The organism is Citrobacter sedlakii NBRC 105722 (assembly GCF_000759835.1).
In the GTDB taxonomy this organism is placed as follows: Bacteria; Pseudomonadota; Gammaproteobacteria; order Enterobacterales; family Enterobacteriaceae; genus Citrobacter_A; species Citrobacter_A sedlakii.
In genome coordinates, this window is sequence record NZ_BBNB01000017.1 from 103325 (window position 1) to 125395 (window position 22071).

The 22071-nt window shown below is 55.2% G+C and carries 17 protein-coding genes and 1 riboswitch; of the genes, 11 read left to right on the forward strand and 6 right to left on the reverse strand.

Annotated features, from left to right (window positions below; genetic code table 11):
- Positions 1-30 precede the first annotated feature (30 nt).
- The 3 genes from CSE01S_RS20670 to CSE01S_RS20680 are packed head-to-tail and all read left to right on the forward strand — an operon-like array spanning position 31 to position 3530.
- Complete coding sequence (locus tag CSE01S_RS20670) at positions 31-2328, forward strand: formate C-acetyltransferase (RefSeq protein WP_042292633.1); 2298 nt, start codon at positions 31-33, stop codon at positions 2326-2328.
- Positions 2294-3172, forward strand: a complete 879-nt coding sequence (locus CSE01S_RS20675; protein WP_042292635.1) for a [formate-C-acetyltransferase]-activating enzyme — start codon at positions 2294-2296, stop codon at positions 3170-3172. Before CSE01S_RS20670 ends, CSE01S_RS20675 begins: the two co-directional genes overlap by 35 nt.
- A 1-nt stretch (position 3173) precedes the next feature.
- Entirely contained in the window at positions 3174-3530 is a 357-nt protein-coding gene (locus tag CSE01S_RS20680) for a PTS fructose-like transporter subunit IIB (protein ID WP_042292636.1), read from the forward strand.
- Here CSE01S_RS20680 and CSE01S_RS20685 read toward each other — a convergent pair.
- The 4 genes from CSE01S_RS20685 to argE form a co-directional block, all read right to left on the reverse strand.
- The gene (locus tag CSE01S_RS20685) at positions 3517-4368 is read right to left on the reverse strand and encodes a helix-turn-helix transcriptional regulator (RefSeq protein ID WP_042292639.1); all 852 of its coding nucleotides are present in this window, start codon (positions 4366-4368) and stop codon (positions 3517-3519) included. The two genes, CSE01S_RS20680 and CSE01S_RS20685, sit on opposite strands and share 14 nt — an antisense overlap.
- Before the next feature lie 145 nt (positions 4369-4513).
- Positions 4514-6247 (reverse strand): phosphoethanolamine transferase CptA, encoded by a 1734-nt coding sequence (locus CSE01S_RS20690; RefSeq protein ID WP_042292642.1) that lies wholly within the window; start codon positions 6245-6247, stop codon positions 4514-4516.
- Positions 6248-6457: 210 nt separating this feature from the next.
- Complete coding sequence (ppc, locus tag CSE01S_RS20695) at positions 6458-9109, reverse strand: phosphoenolpyruvate carboxylase (RefSeq protein WP_042292644.1); 2652 nt, start codon at positions 9107-9109, stop codon at positions 6458-6460.
- Between the two features lie 335 nt (positions 9110-9444).
- On the reverse strand, positions 9445-10596 hold the full coding sequence (argE, locus tag CSE01S_RS20700) for an acetylornithine deacetylase (protein WP_042292646.1): 1152 nt from the start codon (positions 10594-10596) through the stop codon (positions 9445-9447).
- A gap of 88 nt (positions 10597-10684) precedes the next feature.
- On the opposite strand from argE, the gene argC reads away from it, so the two are divergent.
- From argC to oxyR, 4 genes are all read left to right on the forward strand, one after another.
- Positions 10685-11689: an N-acetyl-gamma-glutamyl-phosphate reductase gene (argC, locus tag CSE01S_RS20705; protein ID WP_042292648.1), complete on the forward strand. Its 1005-nt coding sequence runs from the start codon at positions 10685-10687 to the stop codon at positions 11687-11689.
- A gap of 7 nt (positions 11690-11696) precedes the next feature.
- Positions 11697-12473, forward strand: a complete 777-nt coding sequence (gene argB, locus CSE01S_RS20710) for an acetylglutamate kinase (RefSeq protein WP_120714924.1) — start codon at positions 11697-11699, stop codon at positions 12471-12473.
- Between the two features lie 77 nt (positions 12474-12550).
- Positions 12551-13924, forward strand: coding sequence for an argininosuccinate lyase (gene argH / locus CSE01S_RS20715; protein WP_042292653.1), 1374 nt, complete (start codon positions 12551-12553; stop codon positions 13922-13924).
- Between the two features lie 278 nt (positions 13925-14202).
- A complete protein-coding gene (oxyR, locus tag CSE01S_RS20720; protein ID WP_042292657.1) occupies positions 14203-15120 on the forward strand; it encodes a DNA-binding transcriptional regulator OxyR in 918 nt (305 codons plus the stop codon).
- Here oxyR and sthA read toward each other — a convergent pair.
- Positions 15103-16503 carry a Si-specific NAD(P)(+) transhydrogenase gene (gene sthA, locus CSE01S_RS20725; protein ID WP_042292659.1) on the reverse strand — a complete coding sequence of 467 codons (1401 nt, stop codon included), beginning with the start codon at positions 16501-16503 and terminating at the stop codon, positions 15103-15105. The genes oxyR and sthA overlap by 18 nt on opposite strands.
- 198 nt (positions 16504-16701) lie before the next feature.
- Here sthA and fabR point away from each other — a divergent pair, with 198 nt between their 5' ends.
- Positions 16702-17352, forward strand: coding sequence for an HTH-type transcriptional repressor FabR (gene fabR, locus CSE01S_RS20730; protein ID WP_060571020.1), 651 nt, complete (start codon positions 16702-16704; stop codon positions 17350-17352).
- Positions 17352-17714, forward strand: a complete 363-nt coding sequence (locus CSE01S_RS20735) for a YijD family membrane protein (protein ID WP_042292663.1) — start codon at positions 17352-17354, stop codon at positions 17712-17714. Before fabR ends, CSE01S_RS20735 begins: the two co-directional genes overlap by 1 nt.
- 43 nt (positions 17715-17757) lie before the next feature.
- Here the strand turns inward: CSE01S_RS20735 and trmA are convergent, their stop codons facing one another.
- Positions 17758-18858 carry a tRNA (uridine(54)-C5)-methyltransferase TrmA gene (trmA, locus tag CSE01S_RS20740; protein ID WP_042292668.1) on the reverse strand — a complete coding sequence of 367 codons (1101 nt, stop codon included), beginning with the start codon at positions 18856-18858 and terminating at the stop codon, positions 17758-17760.
- Positions 18859-18972: 114 nt separating this feature from the next.
- A riboswitch (cobalamin riboswitch) is annotated at positions 18973-19166 on the forward strand.
- Between the two features lie 66 nt (positions 19167-19232).
- Between trmA and btuB the strand changes: the two genes are divergently transcribed.
- Both btuB and murI read left to right on the forward strand, forming a co-directional pair.
- Complete coding sequence (gene btuB / locus CSE01S_RS20745) at positions 19233-21071, forward strand: TonB-dependent vitamin B12 receptor BtuB (RefSeq protein WP_042292671.1); 1839 nt, start codon at positions 19233-19235, stop codon at positions 21069-21071.
- Entirely contained in the window at positions 21016-21867 is an 852-nt protein-coding gene (gene murI / locus CSE01S_RS20750; protein ID WP_042292674.1) for a glutamate racemase, read from the forward strand. Before btuB ends, murI begins: the two co-directional genes overlap by 56 nt.
- The last annotated feature ends 204 nt before the right edge of the window (positions 21868-22071 follow it).

Below are 22071 nucleotides of genomic sequence, written 5' to 3' on the forward strand. Positions count from 1 at the left end.
GCCTGATGGTCAGGCTTCAGGGAGTTCCTTATGACAGACCGTATCCAACGCCTGAAAAGCGCGCTGTTCCAGAACAACCGGGAAATCTCGCTGGAACGTGCGCTGCTTTACACCGCCAGCCACCAGCAAACCGAAGGCGAGCCGGTTATTCTGCGCCGTGCTAAAGCGACAGCGTATATTCTTGAACATGTTGCCATTTCGATTCGTGATGAAGAATTGATTGCCGGAAACCGTACCGTTAAACCGCGCGCAGGCATTATGTCTCCGGAAATGGATCCGTACTGGTTGCTCAAGGAACTCGATCAGTTTCCGACGCGACCGCAGGACCGTTTTGATATCAGCGATGAGGACAAACGCCTTTATCGCGAAACGCTGTACCCGTACTGGGAGAAGCGTTCGATGAAGGACTTCATCAACGGTCAGATGACTGATGAGGTCAAAGCCGCCGTCAGCACGCAGATTTTTAGCGTCAACCAGACGGATAAAGGGCAGGGGCACATTATCATTGATTATCCGCGCTTGCTGAATAACGGGCTGGGTGAACTGGTGGCGCAAATGCGCGCGCACTGTCAGCGGGCGCCGGATAATCACTTTTATCAGGCCGCGCTGTTGCTGCTGGAGGCGGCGCAGCGTCATATTCTGCGCTATGCCGCGCTGGCGGAGGAGATGGCAGAAGGTTGCGCAGACGAGACGCGTCGTCAGGAATTACTCACCATCGCGGCAAATTCGCGGCATAACGCCGCGCATAAACCACAGACCTTCTGGCAGGCGTGTCAGTTGTTCTGGTACATGAACATCATTTTGCAATATGAGTCTAACGCCAGTTCGCTGTCGCTTGGGCGTTTCGACCAGTATATGCTGCCGTTTTATCAGGCATCGCTGACGCAGGGAGACGATCCTGCGTTTCTGAAAGAGTTGCTCGAGTCCCTGTGGGTAAAGTGCAACGACATCGTGTTGTTGCGCTCGACCAGCAGCGCCCGCTATTTCGCCGGTTTCCCAACGGGTTACACTGCGTTGCTTGGCGGATTAACCGAAAACGGACGCAGCGCGGTAAACATCCTCTCTTTCCTGTGTCTTGATGCCTACCAGAGCGTTCAATTGCCGCAGCCAAACCTCGGCGTGCGCACCAATGCGTTAATCGATACGCCATTCCTGATGAAAACGGCGGAGACCATTCGTCTCGGCACCGGTATTCCACAAATTTTCAATGATGAAGTGGTGGTACCGGCTTTTCTGAATCGCGGCGTGTCGCTGGAAGATGCGCGAGATTATGCCGTGGTAGGCTGCGTGGAGCTGTCGATACCGGGACGAACCTATGGTCTGCATGACATCGCCATGTTTAACCTGCTGAAAGTTATGGAAATCAGCCTGTTTGAAAACGAAGGCAATAACGAACTCAGCTATGAAAGCCTGCTGGCGCATATTCGCGCTAAAATCAGCCACTACATCACTCTGATGGTGGAAGGCAGCAATATTTGCGATATCGGCCATCGCGACTGGGCGCCGGTGCCGCTGCTTTCATCGTTTATTAGCGACTGCCTGGAGAAGGGCCGCGATATTACCGACGGCGGTGCGCGCTATAACTTCTCGGGCGTTCAGGGAATTGGCATCGCCAACCTGAGCGACTCTTTGCATGCCCTGAACGGGCTGGTGTTTGAGCAGCAGCGCCTGAGTTTCGATGAACTGCTCGCAGTGCTGAAAGCCAATTTTGCGACGCCGGAAGGGGAAAAAATCCGCGCCCGGCTGATCAACCGCTTCGAAAAATACGGTAACGACATTGATGATGTCGATAACATTAGCGCTGAACTGTTGCGTCATTACTGCAAAGAAGTCGAAAAATATCAGAACCCGCGCGGCGGCCAGTTTACGCCTGGCTCTTATACCGTTTCCGCGCATGTGCCGCTGGGCGCGGTAGTTGGAGCGACGCCAGACGGTCGCTTCGCCGGAGAACAGTTGGCGGACGGGGGGCTGTCGCCCATGCTTGGGCAGGATATGCAAGGGCCGACGGCGGTGCTGAAATCAGTCAGTAAACTCGACAACATGCTGCTTTCTAATGGCACGTTGCTGAACGTGAAGTTTACGCCAGCGACCCTCGAAGGCGAAGCGGGCCTGCGCAAGTTGGCCGATTTCCTGCGTGCATTTACCCATTTGAAGCTGCAGCATATCCAGTTTAACGTCGTGAACGCCGAAACGCTGCGCGAAGCGCAACAACGTCCTCAGGATTTTGCTGGTCTGGTGGTTCGCGTGGCGGGCTACAGCGCCTTCTTTGTTGAGCTGTCGAAGGAGATCCAGGATGACATCATTCGGCGCACCGCGCATCAGTTGTGAGGTGCTGGATCCGCGTAGCGAAGACGTTGCGCGCATCTTCAATATTCAGCGTTACTCGCTGAATGACGGACAGGGGATACGCACGGTAGTCTTTTTTAAAGGCTGCCCACATACCTGTCCGTGGTGCGCCAATCCTGAATCTATTTCGCCGCGTATCGAAACCGTGCGGCGGGAAAGCAAATGCCTGCATTGCGCGCCGTGTCTGCGGGATGCTGACGAGTGTCCTTCCGGGGCGTTTGAGCGAATTGGGCGTGATATCACGCTGGATGAGCTGGAGGGTGAAGTCATGAAAGACGACATTTTCTTTCGCACGTCCGGTGGCGGCGTGACCCTCTCCGGCGGCGAGGTCTTGATGCAGGCTCCCTTCGCAACCCGCTTCCTGCACCGCCTGCGGCGCTGGGGCGTGCGCTGCGCGATTGAAACCGCGGGTGATGCGCCTGCCAGTCGTCTTCTGCCGCTGGCGAAAGCCTGCGATGAGGTGCTCTTTGATTTAAAAATCATGTCGTCGGAGCAGGCGCGCGATATCGTAAACATGAACCAGCCGCGGGTGCTGGCGAATCTGCGACTGCTGGTGGCGGAAGGTGTTCATGTCATTCCGCGTCTGCCGCTGATCCCGGGTTATACCCTCACGCCCGGGAATATGCAGCACGCGCTGAGCCTGCTGTTATCGCTTGGTATAAAACACGTTCACCTGTTACCGTTTCATTTATATGGTGAACCGAAATATCGCCTGCTCGGGCAGGCGTGGGCGATGAAGGATATTCCGGCCCCGACGGCAGAAACCGTGGCGATTTACCGCGCCATGGCCGAGAGAGCTGGTTTTGAGGTGACCACAGGAGGTTAATATGTCCAGCTCAACGGGACGCTATCTGGTTGCGGTGACCGCGTGCGTCAGCGGCGTGGCGCATACTTACATGGCGGCAGAACGTCTGGAGAAGCTCTGTCAGCAGGAAAAGTGGAGCATTAAAATTGAAACGCAGGGCGCGCTGGGGATAGAAAACCGGTTAACGGAAGAGGATATCAGCCGGGCCGACGCCGTTCTGTTGATTACCGACATCGAGCTGGCTGGCGCGGAGCGTTTTATTCATAGCCGTTACGTGCAGTCGGGGATCAGCGCTTTTTTGCGCGAACCGCAGCGGGTAATCAGCGTGGTACGTAAACTGCTTTCCGCCCCGCAGCAAACCCATTTTATTCTGAACTAGCCTGCTTTTCCGTCAATTGACTGTGGTACTGGCGACGGTACTCAGACGGCGAGCGTTCCGTATTTTTACGAAACAGGCGGCAAAAGTAATTGCTGTCCACAAATCCACAGGTGTGAGCCACCTCTTTTACTTTCAGATCGTAGCCCTTCAGTAACGTTTTCGCGTGTTCCAGCCGTGTGTGATTAAGGTATTCGTTAAAGCCGACAGCGCCTGTTTTTTGAAACAGGTGCGAGAGATAGTTAGGCGAAATATAAAACGCCTGGGCCACTGACTCACGGGTGAGCGGCGAGGCGTAATGCTCGTCGATATAATCGCGAATGGCTTCAAACAGCGCCTGGCTCCGGGATGAGGTCTGAATCTGGCTGCCGAGCAGGTCGCGGCAGTGGCTAAGCAGGCTGGCGACAATTAACCGCGCGGTTTGCTGCTCCTGCGGCTGCATCTCCATTTCATTAAGCGTTTGTAGCAGGAAAGAGCCGATGCGTGGGCCGCGTCGCGCAACGTGCTGCTTCGTCAGGTTCTGAAAGGTTGTTCCGTCCCATTGCACAACGCTGAAGCCTAGCTGCTGTTTGCCAAACAGAATACTGAGCGTCGTTGTCGGCGCCTGCCAGCGTGGGAGGTTCCAGCCGCTCGCCGGAACGTAGAGCGCGTCGCAGTCTGTCAGCGTATCGCCAACGCTGGCGTCGGTCAGTTCGCCTTCCAGTACGATCTCCAGCCGAGGAAAATCCACCTGATAGGCCAGTTCCGGTGAAGGCGCGCTGGTACCAGCAAAGTAAATCTGGCGCAGCGGAGCGGGGCCATTAATCAGGCGGGAAAGAAGATGGCTGACGTCTTGAAACATGTTGATCCCTTGCAGAGCGCAGACAGGGAAACAGTATCGTTGAAAACCGATGGTCTCAAGTGATTATTGCCGGATGCGCGTCGTTTGCCCGGCCTACATTTGTAGACCGGGTAAGGGGGCTGCCGCCATTCGGCACTGCCGTGGGTTACTGATTGCCGGGGCGATCGCCATACGGCAGGGTGTCGTAATCAATCAACGCTTTTTTCTTGTACGGATTGCCAATCCAGCGCGTGATCTCTTTAAACTGCGGGTTGACGACAGAGCGAGTAGGATCGAAACCGTCGTAGCTTAAACCTGCTAAGTCCGACCAGGTGTGGATCAGTTCAGAACTGCTGTACTTCCTGTCTACGTCCTGCGAGAAGTCGCGCGGATGCGCCGCCTGCCATTTTTCCGACGTCCACAGCAGGAACGGTACGGTATACATATGGCGCGTCGGATTGTCTTCGTTGCGTCCCTGCGTTTTGTGCGGCGGCGTGTCGTACACTTCTTCACCGTGATCGGAAAAATAGAGCAGGAAGCCGTTCGGGTCGGTCGCTTTATAATCGCGGATCAGACTCGCCACCACCTTGTCGTTGTACAGGTTGGCGTTGTCGTAATCGTTGTACGACTCCAGCTCCTCTTCGCTCAGACCTGGCGGGACGTGGTCGGTATTTCCATCAAATTTCCCCTCGTTTTCGGGATAGCGGAATTTGTACTTTATGTGTGTTCCCAGCAAATGGACGATGATGAATTTTTTCGGCGCCGGGTCGGCCATGACTTCTTTAAACGGCGCAAGCACATTGGTGTCATATTCACGCGCGCTCTGCGTGCGCTGCTGGTTCATATAGAACTGCTTATCAGTCTGTTTAGAGAACACCGTCAGCATGGTATTACGCGCGGTCATCGTCTGCTGATTAGTGATCCAGAAGGTCTTATATCCCGCCTGTTTCATCATGTTCATCAGCGACGGTTTGGTCAGATACAGGTCCGGATGCTTCTCATTAGCGAAGGTCAGCGCCTGCTGAAGAATCTCAATCGTGTAGGGGCGCGAGGTCACCACATTATTGAAGACGGTCAGATTCGGGTCAGTCTTACGAAGCGCGTCCAGTTGCGGCGTGGTTTCTCGCGGATAGCCGTACAGGCTCATGCGACCACGTTGAGTGGATTCGCCAATGACCAGTACCAGCGTGCGCGGCGCGTCGCCGCTGCTGTCTTTGAAATTCGCCAGCGGCGGCAGAGCGTGGTTTTCACTGAGCAGGTTATTCAGCGAAGAAAGCTGGCGCTGGTACTGATAATAGCCCGAGATAAACTGCCACGGCGCGGCGGGCTCCATGCGTGACGCCAGGCTGTCCAGCGTCTTCTCAAACGGCTTGTGCTTGATAAACGTATTCACCGCCATCGGATGCAGGATCAGCCCGTAAAGCAGGGCAAATGACACCAGATAGCGCCACGGCGAAGGAATATAAACCGGGCGCAGACGCGTCCACAGGAAGATCGCGACCGCCGTATAGGCCAGTGCGATAAGCACAAGTTTCAGACTGAAATACTGTGCCAGATACTCGCTGGCTTCATTGGCGTTGCTTTCAAACATGACGAACAGGACGCTTTGCGAGAACTCCTGGCCGTAAATGACGTAATAACTGAGCGCGGCCAGTGACGTTGCCCACAGGATAATGCCGATGACCGCCGCAATGACGCGGATGCGGTTCGGAAACAGGATCACCGGAATCAGCCACAGGGAACTGAACAGCAGAGAGTCCCGCAGCCCGTTAGTGCCGCTGTAGCCGCTGATAAAAATGGTTGCCTGAAGTAAAGTTGAAAAAAACCAAAAATAGAGAAGCGCCCAGCCCAGCGCTTTTCCGCTAAACGCAGAGGGAGACGGGAGTTTTGTGGAATGCATGTGAATAGCCTGTCTTTAAACGTGATGCAAAACGTAACGACAAAACCTTAAGAAATTCTGAAGCGCTCCCCGCCCGAAGGGGGAAGGGAGCGCCTGAAAATTCTTACGGTGGAAAAAACAGACAGGAATATATTTAAAACGAAGTATTTATGACAGTTATATTTCAGATCACCCTCGCGCCATCGCACGAGGGTGACGAGAGAAGGAACGTTAGCCGGTGTTACGCATACCAGCCGCCACCCCAGCGATGGTCACCATCAGCGCCTGCTCAACGCGCGGATCCGGCTCTTTACCCTGTTCTTCCGTCAGACGCGAGCGGTGCAGTAACTCTGCCTGCAGGACGTTTAGCGGGTCGGTGTAGATATTACGCAACTGGATAGATTCGGCAATCCACGGCAGATCGGCCATCAGATGTGAATCGTTCGCGATATCCAGCACCACCTTGATGTCTTCTTGCAGCAGGTCACGCAGCTCTTTACCCAGCGGCCACAGTTCTTTCGACACCAGACGCTGATCGTAATATTCCGCCAGCCACAAATCCGCTTTTGCGAACACCATTTCCAGCATGCCGAGACGGGTGGAGAAGAACGGCCAGTCGCGGCACATGGCTTCCAGTTCGCTTTGCTTACCATCTTCAACCACTTTTTGCAGCGCGGTACCGGCGCCCAGCCAGGCGGGCAGCATCAGACGGTTTTGTGTCCAGGCGAAGATCCACGGAATGGCGCGCAGTGATTCCACGCCGCCGGTCGGACGGCGTTTCGCCGGACGTGAACCGAGCGGCAGTTTGCCCAGTTCCTGTTCCGGCGTTGCAGAGCGGAAGTAAGGCACGAAGTCTTTGTTTTCACGCACATAGCCCCGGTACAGATCGCAGGAGATCACCGACAGCTCGTCCATGATATGACGCCAGCCGTCTTTCGGTTCCGGCGGCGGCAGCAGATTCGCTTCCAGGATGGCGCTGGTGTACAGCGACAGGCTGCTGACGGTCACTTCCGGCAAACCGTATTTAAAGCGGATCATTTCGCCCTGTTCGGTCACGCGCAAACCGCCTTTCAGGCTGCCTGGCGGCTGCGACAGCAATGCGGCGTGAGCTGGCGCGCCGCCGCGACCAATCGAGCCGCCGCGACCGTGGAACAGCGTCAGTTCGATACCCGCTTTCTCACAGGTTTTGATGAGCGCATCCTGTGCCTGATACTGTGCCCAGGACGCCGCCATGACTCCGGCGTCTTTCGCCGAGTCGGAATAGCCGATCATCACCATCTGCTTGCCCTGGATCAAACCGCGATACCAGTCGATGTTCAGCAGTTGGGTCATGACATCGTCGGCGTTGTTCAGGTCGTCGAGGGTTTCAAACAGCGGGGCAACCGGCATGGCGAAACCAATGCCCGCTTCTTTCAGCAGCAGGTGTACCGCCAGCACGTCAGACGGCGTTTTCGCCATGGAAATCACGTAGGCGGCAATAGACCCTTTCGGCGCTTCAGCGATGACTTTACAGGTGTCGAGCACTTCACGGGTGTCGTTGCTTGGCTCCCAGTGATGCGGCAGCAATGGACGCTTGGAATTCAGTTCGCGGATCAGGAACGCCTGTTTGTCCGCTTCTGACCAGCTTTCATAGTCGCCGATGCCGAGATAGCGGGTTAGTTCACCCAGCGCTTCGGTGTGGCGAGTGCTTTCCTGACGGATATCAATACGCACCAGCGGTACGCCGAAACATTTCACGCGGCGCAGGGTATCGAGCAGTTCGCCGTTGGCGATAATCCCCATACCGCAAGCCTGTAAGGACTGATAGCAGGCGTAAAGCGGTTCCCAAAGCTGTTCGTTTTGCGTCAGCAAACCCGCCGGTTTCGGTAGCTTTTCGCCTTTCAGGCGTGCCTCCAGCCAGGCCTGTGTCGCCATCAGGCGGGCGCGCAGATTTTTCATCAGATAGCGATAAGGCTCCGAGGCGCCTTCTTCACCCACCATCGCTAACAGTTCCGGCGTGGCGTCAACCATCGACAATTCTGAGACCAGAACCTGAATATCTTTCAGGAACAGGTCAGTGGCCTTCCAGCGGCTCAGTAGCAGGACATGGCGGGTAATGTCGGCGGTAACATTCGGGTTACCGTCACGGTCGCCGCCCATCCACGAGGTGAATCGCACGGGCACGAAATCAACCGGCAACTGGTAGCCCAGATTCTCTTCAAGCTGTTCGTTTAGCTCGCGCAGGTAGTTAGGAACACCCTGCCAGAGACTGTTCTCCACCACCGCGAAGCCCCATTTTGCTTCGTCTACCGGGCTGGGGCGCAGCTTACGAATTTCATCGGTATGCCAGGACTGGGCGATCAGTTGGCGTAGACGGCGCATCAGCTGGTGACGTTCGTAATCGACGATGTCCTTGTTGTCGAGCTGTTTTAAGCAGGCGTTAACTTCCACCATTTTGTGGATCAGCGTGCGGCGGGTAATTTCCGTCGGGTGGGCGGTTAGCACCAGTTCAAGCGACAGGGATTCCACCGCTTTTTTGATGGTCGCTTCGTTAAGATCCGGCTGATTTTTGAGTTTACGCAGGGTGCGGGCAATCACTTCCGGGTTGCTGGCGGCTTCGCCTTTCGGCGAAATGCTGTGGTATTGCTCGGCGGTATTGGCCAGATTGAGGAACTGGCTGAACGCGCGGGCAACGGGCAGCAGCTCATCGTTCGACAAATTCTGTAACGTGGTGAGCAACTCCTGGCGGTTTGCCTCATTGCCAGCGCGTGAAGATTTAGACAGCTTACGGATTGTTTCTACGCGATCAAGAATGTTCTCTCCCAGCGCATCCTTGATGGTTTCTCCCAGCACTTTGCCGAGCATACTGACATTACTACGCAACGCGGAATATTGTTCGTTCATATTAACCCAGACACCCCATCTCTGTTGTAATTGTCCTGCGCTTTTCGCGTCGTAGCGGCGCTCGACACCCGAGGTTACCGGCTTATGTCAGTCCCCTGGATGTGCTTGTTTGCCGCCTTGCTACACCACGAAATATGTTGGACATTGTTCTTCGTCGTCTTTTATAAAGCCACGTAAAACCCCTGTCGTCAATTGCTGCGAAATCGGTTCAGCAAACCGATAAATCGCGGCCAATTTACGAAAGTTAATTCCTCGTGGATCAAATAAGCATTACTTATGAAAATGTAAAATAAACGCCGCGATTAACTCAAAAGTGTTAACGCGGCGATGAACATTTAATGCCAGCAAAAGTGATGCACGACCTGAGTGATTAATTCCCGGGTCGGTTTAATAAAACGCGTCTCCAGATATTCATCCGGCTGATGGGCCTGATTAATAGAACCCGGACCGAGGACCAGCGTCGGACACAGCGTTTGAATAAATGGCGCTTCGGTGCAGTAGTTCACCACGTCGGTTTTTTCGCCGAGCAGTTTTTCCACCACTTCAACCAACTGGTGATCCGGGGGACATTCGTAGCCCGGAATAGGCGGATGCAGTTCCGCCACCGTCAGGCGACCCGGCCAACGTTCACTCACCGGAGCCAGCGCTTCGTTCAGTAGGCCGTCAAGATCGCTCAGCGTCATGCCCGGCAAGGGACGGATATCCATGTGCAGCTCACAGCAGGCGCAGATGCGGTTCGAGGCGTCGCCGCCGTGCAGGCTGCCGAGGTTCAGTGTCGGATACGGTACGGTGAACGCGTCATAGTGGTAGCGTTCTTTTAGCGAGTCGCGCAGTTGTATGATGCGGCCTATCGCGTCATGCATCAGCTCAATGGCGTTCACGCCGCGCGCCGGATCGCTGGAGTGACCGGACTGACCGAGCACCCGCACCGCCGTGGAGATATGGCCCTTATGGGCACGAATCGGTTGCAGTGACGTTGGCTCGCCGATGATGGCGCAGTCCGGGCGAATCGATGTATTTTCAGAAAAATAGCGCGCGCCCGCCATGCTGGTTTCTTCATCGGCAGTCGCCAGAATGTACAGCGGTTTTTTCAGCGTCGTCACGTCGACGTCACGCAGGGCGTCGAGAATAAACGCGAAGAAGCCCTTCATGTCCGCGGTTCCCAGACCGTAGAGCTTGTTGTCGTGCTCGGTGAGCGTGAAGGGGTCGCGCGTCCAGCGCCCGTCGTCAAACGGCACGGTATCGGTGTGGCCCGTTAGCAGCAGACCGCCCGCGCCCTGTCCGGCGCTGGCGAGCAGATTGAATTTGTTTCGGGTTCCCGGAACCGGTTGAACCTCCACCTTAAAGCCAAGATCGCTGAACCACCCCGCCAGCAGATTGATTAAAGTCGCGTTGCTCTGGTCCAGCGCTTCTTCGGTGGCGCTGATGGACGGCGTGGCAATCAGGGCGCGGTAAATCTCGATAAATGGCGGTAAGTTCATTTTCATTGTTGACACACCTTAGGTCGTGATAGTATCAATATTCATGCAATAAATGTGAATAAAAATACATTAACGTTGAGCATAAAGGAACCCGATGTTGAATACGCTGATTGTAGGCGCTAGCGGTTATGCGGGCGCAGAGCTTGTAAGCTACGTAAATCGCCACCCTCATATGACCATAACCGCTTTGACCGTCTCAGCGCAAAGCAATGATGCAGGAAAGTTAATTTCCGATTTGCATCCGTGGCTTAAAGGCATTGTCGATCTGCCTTTGCAGCCGATGTCCGACATCAGCGCGTTTACCGACGGCGTGGACGTGGTGTTTTTAGCCACCGCCCACGAAGTCAGCCATGACCTGGCGCCGCAGTTTCTTGCCGCCGGTTGCGTGGTCTTCGACCTTTCCGGCGCGTTTCGGGTGAATGACGCCGGGTTCTATGAAAAATATTATGGCTTTACCCATCAATACCCTGAGCTGCTGGCAACCGCGGTTTATGGTCTGGCGGAATGGAACGCGGAAGCGTTAAAAGAAGCGAACCTGATTGCCGTGCCGGGCTGCTACCCGACGGCGGCGCAACTGTCGCTGAAGCCGTTGATCGATGACGAACTGCTGGATCTGACGCAATGGCCGGTGATCAATGCCACCAGCGGCGTGAGCGGCGCAGGGCGTAAAGCAGCCCTATCTAACAGTTTCTGCGAAGTGAGCTTACAGCCGTACGGGGTGTTTACCCATCGTCACCAGCCGGAAATCGCCACCCATTTGGGGGCAGACGTGATCTTCACGCCGCATCTGGGCAACTTCCCACGCGGGATCCTTGAAACCATCACCTGCCGCCTGAAGCCGGGCGTGACGCAGGCGCACGTTGCCCAGACCTTGCAGCAGGCGTATCGCGATAAGCCCCTGGTGCGCCTGTATGACAAAGGCGTCCCGGCGCTGAAGAATGTGGTTGGTTTACCATTCTGTGATATCGGTTTTGCCGTACAGGACGAGCATTTGATCCTGGTGGCCACCGAAGATAACTTGTTGAAAGGTGCGGCTGCGCAGGCAGTGCAGTGTGCCAATATTCGTTTCGGCTTCGCTGAAGCGCAGTCTCTTATTTAAGGGTGCAATGATGAATCCATTAATTATCAAGCTGGGCGGTGTATTACTGGATAGCGAAGAGGCGCTGGAGCGTCTGTTTACCGCGCTGGTTAACTATCGTGAATCACATCAACGCCCGCTGGTGATTGTTCACGGCGGCGGCTGTGTGGTCGACGAACTGATGAAAGGACTGAACCTGCCGGTCAAAAAGAAAAACGGCCTGCGCGTGACGCCTGCCGACCAGATTGACATCATTACCGGCGCGCTGGCGGGCACGGCGAACAAAACCCTGCTGGCGTGGGCGAAGAAGCATCATATCGCTGCCGTCGGGCTTTATCTGGGTGATGGCGACAGCGTCAACGTCACTCAACTGGATGAAGAATTAGGTCATGTTGGACTGGCGCAGCCGGGATCGCCGGCGTTGATCAACACCCTGTTGGCGGGCGGTTTTCTGCCGGTAGTGAGTTCGATTGGCGTGACGGAAGACGGACAACTGATGAACGTTAACGCCGACCAGGCAGCGACCGCGCTGGCGGCAACGCTGGGAGCGGATCTGATCCTGCTCTCGGATGTGAGCGGTATTCTGGATGGTAAAGGCCAGCGTATTGCCGAAATGACCGCCGCGAAAGCGGAACAACTGATAGATCAGGGCATTATCACCGACGGCATGATCGTTAAAGTGAACGCCGCGCTGGATGCGGCCCGTACGCTCGGCCGCCCGGTGGATATCGCCTCCTGGCGTCATGCGGAGCAACTCCCGGCGCTGTTTAACGGTACGCCGATTGGAACGCGTATTCTGGCGTAATCGATTTACGGTTTTGTAGGCCCGGTAAGCGCAGCGTCGCCGGGCAATGACATTCAAAGATATTAAGGAAGCATGGTATGGCACTTTGGGGTGGGCGTTTTACTCAGGCAGCAGATCAGCGGTTTAAACAGTTCAACGACTCGTTGCGCTTCGACTACCGCCTGGCGGAGCAGGATATTGTGGGTTCTGTCGCCTGGTCCAAAGCGCTGGTCACCGTCGGCGTGTTAACCGCTGACGAGCAGCGTCAGCTTGAAGACGCGCTGACCATTTTGCTGGAAGACGTTCGCGCGAACCCGCAGCAGATCCTGGAAAGCGACGCGGAAGATATCCACAGTTGGGTAGAAGGTAAACTGATCGATAAAGTGGGGCAGTTAGGTAAAAAGCTGCACACCGGACGCAGCCGTAACGATCAGGTCGCCACGGATTTGAAATTGTGGTGTAAAGACACCGTGAGCGAACTGCTCACCGCCAACCGCCAGCTGCAGCGTGCGTTGGTGGAGACGGCAGACCATAATCAGGATGCCGTTATGCCGGGTTATACCCACTTGCAGCGTGCGCAGCCGGTGACGTTTGCTCACTGGTGCCTGGCGTATGTCGAGATGTTGGCGCGGGACGAAAGCCGTCTGCAGGATGCCCTGAAACGTCTGGACGTCAGCCCGCTGGGCTGCGGCGCGCTGGCCGGGACAGCCTATGAGATCGATCGTGAACAGCTGGCAGGCTGGCTGGGCTTTACCTCGGCGACGCGTAACAGCCTGGACAGCGTGTCCGACCGTGACCACGTGCTGGAGCTGCTGTCCAACGCCTCCATCGGTATGGTGCATCTTTCACGGTTCGCGGAGGACCTGATTTTCTTTAACACCGGCGAGGCGGGCTTCGTTGAGTTGTCCGATCGCGTGACGTCCGGCTCTTCCCTGATGCCGCAGAAGAAAAATCCGGACGCGCTGGAGCTGATCCGCGGTAAATGCGGCCGCGTGCAGGGGGCGCTGACGGGCTTGATGATGACGCTGAAAGGCCTGCCGCTGGCGTATAACAAAGACATGCAGGAAGACAAAGAGGGCCTGTTTGACGCGCTCGACACCTGGCTGGACTGCCTGCATATGGCGGCGCTGGTGCTGGATGGCATTCAGGTGAAACGTCCGCGCTGCCAGGATGCGGCGCAGCAGGGGTATGCTAACGCCACTGAGCTGGCGGATTACCTGGTGGCGAAAGGCGTTCCGTTCCGTGAAGCGCACCATATCGTGGGTGAAACAGTGGTTGAGGCGATTCGTCAGGGGAAACCGCTGGAGGATCTGCCGTTGGCGGAGCTGCAGAAATTCAGCAGCGCGATTGGCGATGATGTCTATCCTGTCCTGTCGTTACAGTCATGCCTGGATAAACGTGCGGCGAAGGGCGGCGTTTCTCCGCAGCAGGTGGCGCAGGCCATTAGCTACGCGAAGGCGCGTCTGGCGTAGGGGGTCATGTGCCGGATTTATCCGGCAACACGTTTAAGCCTGGCCTTGCGCCGGGCTTTTTTACGCAAAAAAAATGCGGACCACGGGGTCCGCAAAAGTTCACGTTGGCTTTAGTTATTCGGGTTGAGAGAAACTCTCAGAACGGGCAGTGGCTTCAAGGGTTAAACGATACCGCTCCGTTTCTGTGATGTATTATTAATCAGAAAGCTTGATAGGGATAATCGTTCGTTGCTATGCTACCTATCGCCATGAACTATCGTGGCGATGGAGGATGAATAATGAATATTCGCGATCTTGAATATCTGGTGGCATTAGCCGAACACCGCCACTTCCGGCGGGCGGCTGATTCCTGTCATGTCAGTCAGCCAACGCTGAGCGGGCAGATCCGCAAGCTGGAAGATGAGCTGGGCGTGATGCTGCTGGAGCGGACGAGTCGTAAGGTGCTGTTTACGCAGGCAGGTTTGCTACTGGTGGACCAGGCGCGCACCGTGCTGCGTGAGGTCAAAGTGCTCAAGGAGATGGCAAGCCAGCAGGGTGAAACCATGTCTGGCCCCCTGCACATTGGTTTGATCCCAACCGTGGGTCCTTACCTGTTGCCGCATATTATTCCGATGCTGCACCAGACGTTCCCGAAGCTGGAAATGTATCTGCATGAAGCGCAAACCCATCAACTGCTGGCGCAACTGGACAGCGGCAAGCTGGACTGCGTGATCCTGGCGCTGGTGAAAGAGAGTGAAGCGTTTATTGAAGTGCCGCTGTTCGACGAGCCGATGCTGCTGGCCATTTACGAAGATCACCCGTGGGCGAACCGTGATTGCGTACCGATGTCAGATCTGGCGGGTGAGAAACTGCTGATGCTGGAAGATGGCCACTGTCTGCGCGATCAGGCGATGGGCTTCTGCTTTGAAGCGGGCGCCGACGAAGATACCCATTTCCGCGCGACCAGCCTGGAAACGTTGCGTAATATGGTGGCGGCAGGCAGCGGAATTACCTTATTGCCTGCACTGGCGGTACCGCAAGAGCGCAAGCGCGACGGCGTTGTCTATTTGCCGTGTATTAAGCCGGAGCCGCGTCGTACGGTGGGACTGGTATACCGCCCGGGCTCCCCGCTGCGCAGTCGCTATGAGCAACTGGCAGAGGCCATCCGCGGCGCGATGGATGGCCATTTTGACAACGCGTTAAAAAAGGCGGTTTAAGCCATTTAACGCCGCTACCCGATAGGCTTCCGCCATTGTCGGGTAGTTAAAGGTGGTGTTAACGAAGTATTCAATCGTGTTACCGCCACCTTTTTGCTCCATAATCGCCTGGCCGATGTGAATAATCTCGGCTGCGCGCTCGCCAAAGCAGTGGATCCCCAGAATTTCTTTTGTTTCCCGATGAAACAGAATCTTCAGCGTGCCGACGTTCATGCCGACGATTTGCGCGCGCGCCAGATGTTTAAACTGGGCGCGACCCACCTCGTAAGGCACCTTCATCGACGTCAACTGCTGTTCGGTTTTCCCTACGGAGCTGATTTCGGGAATGGTGTAAATGCCGGTGGGGATATCTTCGATCAGATGCGCGGTCGCTTCCCCCTTAACCAGCGCCTGGGCGGCGATGCGTCCCTGATCGTAAGCCGCGGAGGCCAGACTTGGATAACCAATCACATCGCCTACCGCATAGACGTGCGGCAGCGCGGTCTGGTACATGCTGTTGACCTTAAGTTGTCCCCGGCTGTCCGTTTCGAGGCCAATATTCTGTAGCGCCAGAGAGTCAGTGTTGCCGGTACGGCCATTGGCGTACAACAGGCAGTCGGCTTTCAGCTTCTTGCCGGACTTGAGGTGCATAATCACCCCGTCATCGCAGCCTTCGATCTTCTCGTATTCTTCATTGTGACGAATCACAACGCCGCTGTTCCAGAAATGGTAAGAGAGGGAGTCTGACATCTCCTGATCGAGAAACGCCAGCAGGCGATCCCGGGTGTTGATCAGATCAACTTTGACGTCCATACCGCGGAAGATCGACGCATATTCGCAGCCAATCACCCCCGCGCCATAAATAATCACATGGCGAGGTTCATGGTGCAGATTGAGAATGGAGTCGCTGTCATAAATGCGCGGATGGGAGAAGTCGACGTCTGTTGGATGATACGGACGAGAACCGCAGGCGATAATGAACTTCTCTGCGGTCAGGGTTTCAACCGTGCCGTCATGACACTCCAGCGCCAGGGTGTGTTCATCCACAAAATGCGCATTACCCTGCAATATTTCGCAGTGGTTACGCTCGTAAAAACCCTGCCGCATACGCGTTTGCTGATTAATCACGTTATCGGCATGGTTGAGAATGTCGGCGAAAGAGGAACGAAGCAGGCGGGAGTGATCGCTATATAAGGGGTTCTGATTGAATTCAATGATACGGCTGACGGCGTGGCGGAGGGCTTTCGACGGGATGGTGCCCCAGTGGGTGCAACCGCCGCCAACGTTATGATAACGTTCGATAACCGCGACGCGGGCTCCTTGCTTAACCAGTCCCATTGCAGCGCCTTCGCCGCCGGGGCCTGAACCTATTACTATGGCATCGTAATCGTAGGAATGTGGCATGGTGTGGCTTACCTGTTCTTATACATAAAAGCAACAGAATAGTAACATCATTGCGTTGATAACCCAATTATCGTTGTGCTCTTTTGCGAAGCCGGAGCACAAACCGCGCGTAAACAATCATTCACAAAGCTGAACAAACAGATTAACTTTGAACTCTGGTATAGTGCCAGACAAGGCATATGGAAGGATTCAGACATCGTGATGGGCGTTAGAGCGCAACAAAAAGAAAAAACCCGGCGTTCGCTGGTAGAGGCCGCATTCAGTCAATTGAGCGCGGAGCGTAGCTTCGCCAGCCTCAGCTTGCGCGAGGTTGCGCGTGAAGCAGGTATCGCGCCCACATCGTTTTATCGCCATTTCCGTGATGTGGATGAACTTGGGCTGACCATGGTCGATGAAAGCGGGCTGATGCTGCGACAGCTCATGCGGCAGGCGCGTCAGCGCATCGCCAAGGGCGGGAGTGTGATCCGCACCTCGGTCTCTACATTTATGGAGTTCATCGGTAACAACCCTAACGCCTTCCGTTTATTATTGCGTGAACGCTCCGGCACTTCCGCCGCATTTCGTGCCGCCGTTGCGCGAGAAATTCAGCATTTTATCGCGGAACTTGCGGACTATCTGGAACTCGAAAACCATATGCCTCGCGCGTTTACTGAAGCGCAAGCCGAAGCCATGGTGACGATCGTCTTCAGTGCGGGCGCCGAGGCGCTGGATGTGGGCGCTGAACAACGCCGACAATTAGAAGAGCGGCTGGTATTGCAACTGCGCATGATTGCGAAAGGAGCGTATTACTGGTATCGCCGTGAACAAGAGAAGATGACCCTCATTCCGGGTAACGTGAAGGAAGAGTAATGAAACAGTCAGTTCAGGATAAAGGTACGCTGCTGCTGGCGCTGATCGCCGGTTTGTCGATCAATGGCACGTTCGCGGCGCTGTTTAGCGCCATCGTGCCGTTTTCTGTTTTCCCGATTATTTCTCTGGTGCTGACGGTGTATTGCCTGCACCAGCGCTATCAAAATTGCACCATGCCTGTGGGGTTGCCGGGTCTGGCTGCGGCCTGTTTTATTCTTGGCGTGCTGCTGTACAGTACCGTCGTGCGCGCGGAGTATCCGGATATCGGCTCCAATTTCTTCCCGGCGGTGCTGTCGGTGATTCTGGTATTCTGGATTGGCGTGAAAATGCGTAACCGCAAGCAGGACATCGCGGAAGAGTAAGACAGGCCGGATGGGGGCATTATTGCTTTATCCGGCGTCTGTTTTACCTGGCGGTGAGTAACACGCCGCACTCCATATGGTGCGTATAGGGGAACTGGTCGAACAACGCCAGACGTTCAACTTTGTGCGTCTGGCTTAACGTTTCCAGATTTTTGCACAGCGTCTCCGGGTTACAGGAGATGTATAAAATACGCGGATACGCCTGCACCATTTTTTCGGTTTCGCTGTCCAGCCCGCTGCGCGGTGGATCGACAAAGATGGTTTCGCACTGATAGCTCTTCAGATCAATACCCTTCAAACGAGTAAACTCGCGAACGCCGTTCATCGCCTGGGTAAATTCCTCTGCCGCCATGCGGATAATCTGCACGTTCTCGATCTGGTTCGCCGCAATGTTGAATTGCGCCGCGGCGACGGACGGTTTGGCGATCTCGGTCGCCAGTACGCGCTCAAAGTTACGCGCCAGCGCTAAGGAAAAGTTACCGTTGCCGCAGTACAGTTCCAGCAAATCGCCTTTCGAACCTGTCGTGACATCCAGCGCCCATTCCAGCATCTGAATATTCATCGCTGCGTTTGGCTGGGTGAAACTGTTTTCAACCTGACGGTAGATCATCTCTTTGCCCGCCACTGGCAGGCGCTCGTCAATGTAATCCTGATCCAGCGCGATTTTGGTTTTGGTCGCCCGGCCAATCAGATGCACGTTCAGATTTTGCGCGCGCAGGGCATCACGCAGCGCTTCCGCTTCCTGTCGCCACGCATCGTCCAGCTTTTTATGGTACAGCAGCGACACCACTGCCTGATTGCTCATGGTGGTGAGATAGTCAATCTGGAACAGCTTATGGCGCAGGGTAGGATTCGTGCGCACGCCGTCGATCATCGCGGTCATCAACTGGTTGATCAGTTCGCTTGCCGCCGGAAAGCTGTCTACGCGAATCCGGCTTTTGGTCTGTTGATCGAAGATGATGTGATACAAATCATCGCCATCGTGCCAGATGCGGAATTCAGCACGCATACGATAGTGACTGACCGGGGAGCGGAACACTTCCGGAACCAGGCCAGAAAAAGGCGCCATCATACTCTGCAAGCGCACCACTTTTTCGGCGAGCTGCGCGTCATACTGTTCTGTCGGAAGGTGTTCGGGGGTCATGATGCATCCTGAAAAATAAAAGTACGCGGGGATTGTAGGGATTGCTCAACAGATGTCCAGACATTGATGACTTCTCATATTTAACAATCGGTCTGGACAGTATGTTGTTACAGACTGTAGCATCCGTGTGCCGGTCCTGTGAGTTAAAAGGGAATCCAGTGTGAATCTGGAGCTGACGCGCAGCGGTAAGGAAAGGTGAAATGAGAGCGTAAGCAGACACTGCCTGTGGGTGGGAAGTCTTCATTTCTGTTATCCGGATAAAGGATTACCTTCCAAGCCCGAAGACCTGCCGGCTGACGTCGCAACTGGTCTTCATCATCGCGTACTATCGGTGGGACCTGCGGCATCCTTCTTCTATTTATGGATGCTTTATAATGATTAAAAACATATCGCTGCTGACGGCGCTCTCCGTCACGGCCTTTTCTGGTTGGGCACAGGATGCCACGCCTGATACGCTCGTCGTCACGGCAAATCGTTTTCAACAACCCGTCAACACTGTCCTGGCCCCTACGGATATCGTCACTCGTGAAGATATCGACCGCTGGCAGTCCCGCACCGTTCTGGATGTTATGCGCCGTCTGCCGGGCGTGGACGTCGCGCAGAACGGCGGTATGGGACAGAGTTCCTCCCTGTTTGTACGCGGCACTGAAGCGAAACATGTGCTGGTATTGGTGGACGGCATTCCGGTGGCGCGTCCGGGAATTACCAATAACTCCGATATCGATCAAATTCCGGTCTCGCTGGTTCAGCGCATTGAATATATTCGGGGACCGCGCTCGGCGATATATGGCTCAGGGGCGATTGGCGGCGTGGTAAATATCATCACCATGGCGGGTGATGAGCGCGCGCAAATTAACGCGGGCGTCGGTTCGAACAGTTACCAACAGTATGACGGCACATGGCGTCAGCGTTTCGGTGATACGGTGTTGACGGCAGCGGGTGCTTACCAGTCCACCAAAGGCTTCGACGTGCAGCCGCGCTCCAGCTATAGCGGCGACGGCGATCGCGACGGTTACCGTAACAAACTGTTCTGGGGCGGCGTCGAACATAAATTTAACGATAATTTTGATGGCTACTTCCGCGGCTACGGCTATGCCAGCAATGCCGATTATGACCAGGGCAACTGGGGATACGACGGCGGAAATGATGAGCATCAGAATTACACCCAGTCATGGGATACCGGGCTGCGTTTCAATTCCGGGATCTACTCGTCACAACTGGTGGCCAACTACCAGCGCATTAAGGACTACAACTACAGCAGTCAGACCGGGCGCTACGCTACGGGATACACCCTGGATGATATGGAACAGCGCTATATCCAGTGGGGCAATAACGTGATCGTCGGTCATGGCGCGGTCAGCGCGGGGGTTGACTGGAAGCAGGAAAAACTGATGTCCTTTGGCGCTTCCGGAACCGACAACTACAAGCGCGATAACACCGGGCTTTACCTGACCGGGCAGCAGCAGATCGACAGCGTGACCCTGGAAGCCTCGGGTCGTGAAGATCATGACGATCAGTTTGGCTGGCACGGCACCTGGCAAACGGCAGCCGGCTGGCAGTTTGTCGACAACTATAAAGTGACGCTTTCCTACGGTACGGGTTTCCTCGCGCCTTCGCTTGGTCAGCAGTTTGGCGCTGAGCGCTTTGGCATCGCGTCCAACCCGAATCTGAAACCGGAAGAGTCTAAACAGTGGGAAGCCGGATTAGAGGGGGTGACCGGACCGCTGGACTGGCGTTTGTCGACCTATCATTACAAAATCCAGAACCTGATCGATTACAACAATAACACCTACTTCAACGTGAAGTCCGCGACCATTAAAGGCCTGGAGTGGACAGGTAATATCACGACGGGGCCGGTCGATCATCGCTTAACGTTACAATATGTTGACCCGCGCGATGATGAAACCGATCAGCGGCTCTACCGGCGTGCAAAACAGCAGGTGAAGTATGAGCTGAGCGGCGAGGTGTATGACCTGGGATGGGATGTGACGTACCAATACATTGGCGAGCGCTATGATTATGATTACGATAATTCCCGTAAGATAAAAATGGGCGGGCTGAGCGTGTGGGATATCGGACTTTCATATCCTGTCACCTCACACCTCACAGTTCGTGGTAAAATAGCCAACCTGTTCGATAAAGATTACGAGACAGTTTATGGCTACCAAACTGCAGGACGGGAATACACCTTGTCTGGCAGCTACACCTTCTGATCCACGCCCCACCGTGCTGGTATTTGATTCCGGTGTCGGTGGGTTGTCGGTCTATGACGAGATTCGGCGCCTCCTGCCGGATCTCCACTATATATACGCTTTCGATAACGTCGCTTTTCCTTATGGAGAGAAAAGCGAAGAGTTTATTGTTGAGCGCGTCGTCGAGATAGTGACCGCCGTTCAGCAGCGCTATCCCCTTTCTCTGGCGGTGATTGCCTGCAATACGGCCAGTACCGTCTCGCTTCCCGCGCTGCGTGAGAAATTTGCTTTTCCCGTGGTGGGGGTCGTTCCGGCCATTAAACCGGCGGCGCGCTTAACGGCCAATGGCATTGTGGGGCTGCTGGCGACGCGCGGTACCGTAAAACGGCCCTATACCCATGAGCTGATCGCGCGTTTTGCTAATGAATGCCAGATCGCGATGCTGGGTTCTGCTGAGCTGGTGGAACTGGCTGAAGCGAAACTGCACGGTGAGCCTGTTCCGCTGGAGGAACTGCAGCGGATCCTGCGTCCCTGGCTGCGTATGCCAGAGCCTCCCGACACGGTAGTGCTCGGCTGTACGCACTTCCCATTACTAAAAGAAGAACTCCTGCGCGTTTTGCCGGAAGGGACGCGGCTGGTGGACTCCGGTGCGGCGATTGCACGGCGCACTGCCTGGCTACTGGAGCATGAAGCGCCGGATGCGAAATCGACGGACGCGAATGTTGCTTATTGCATGGCGCTGACAGCAGAGACTGAACAACTTTTACCCGTTTTACAGCGTTATGGCTTTGAGTCGCTTGAAAAACTGTCGGTTTAACGCCAATTTGGGTAAATATCAGGCAGTCGAAAAATTATTTTAAATTTCCTCTTGTCAGCCCGAAATAACTCCCTATAATGCGCCACCACTGACACGGAACAACGGCACGCAAGCCGCCGGGTCAGCGGGGTTCAGAGATGAACGCCGACAGAGAAAAGCGAAAATAATCGCTTGACTCTGAATGAGGAAAACGTAATATACGTG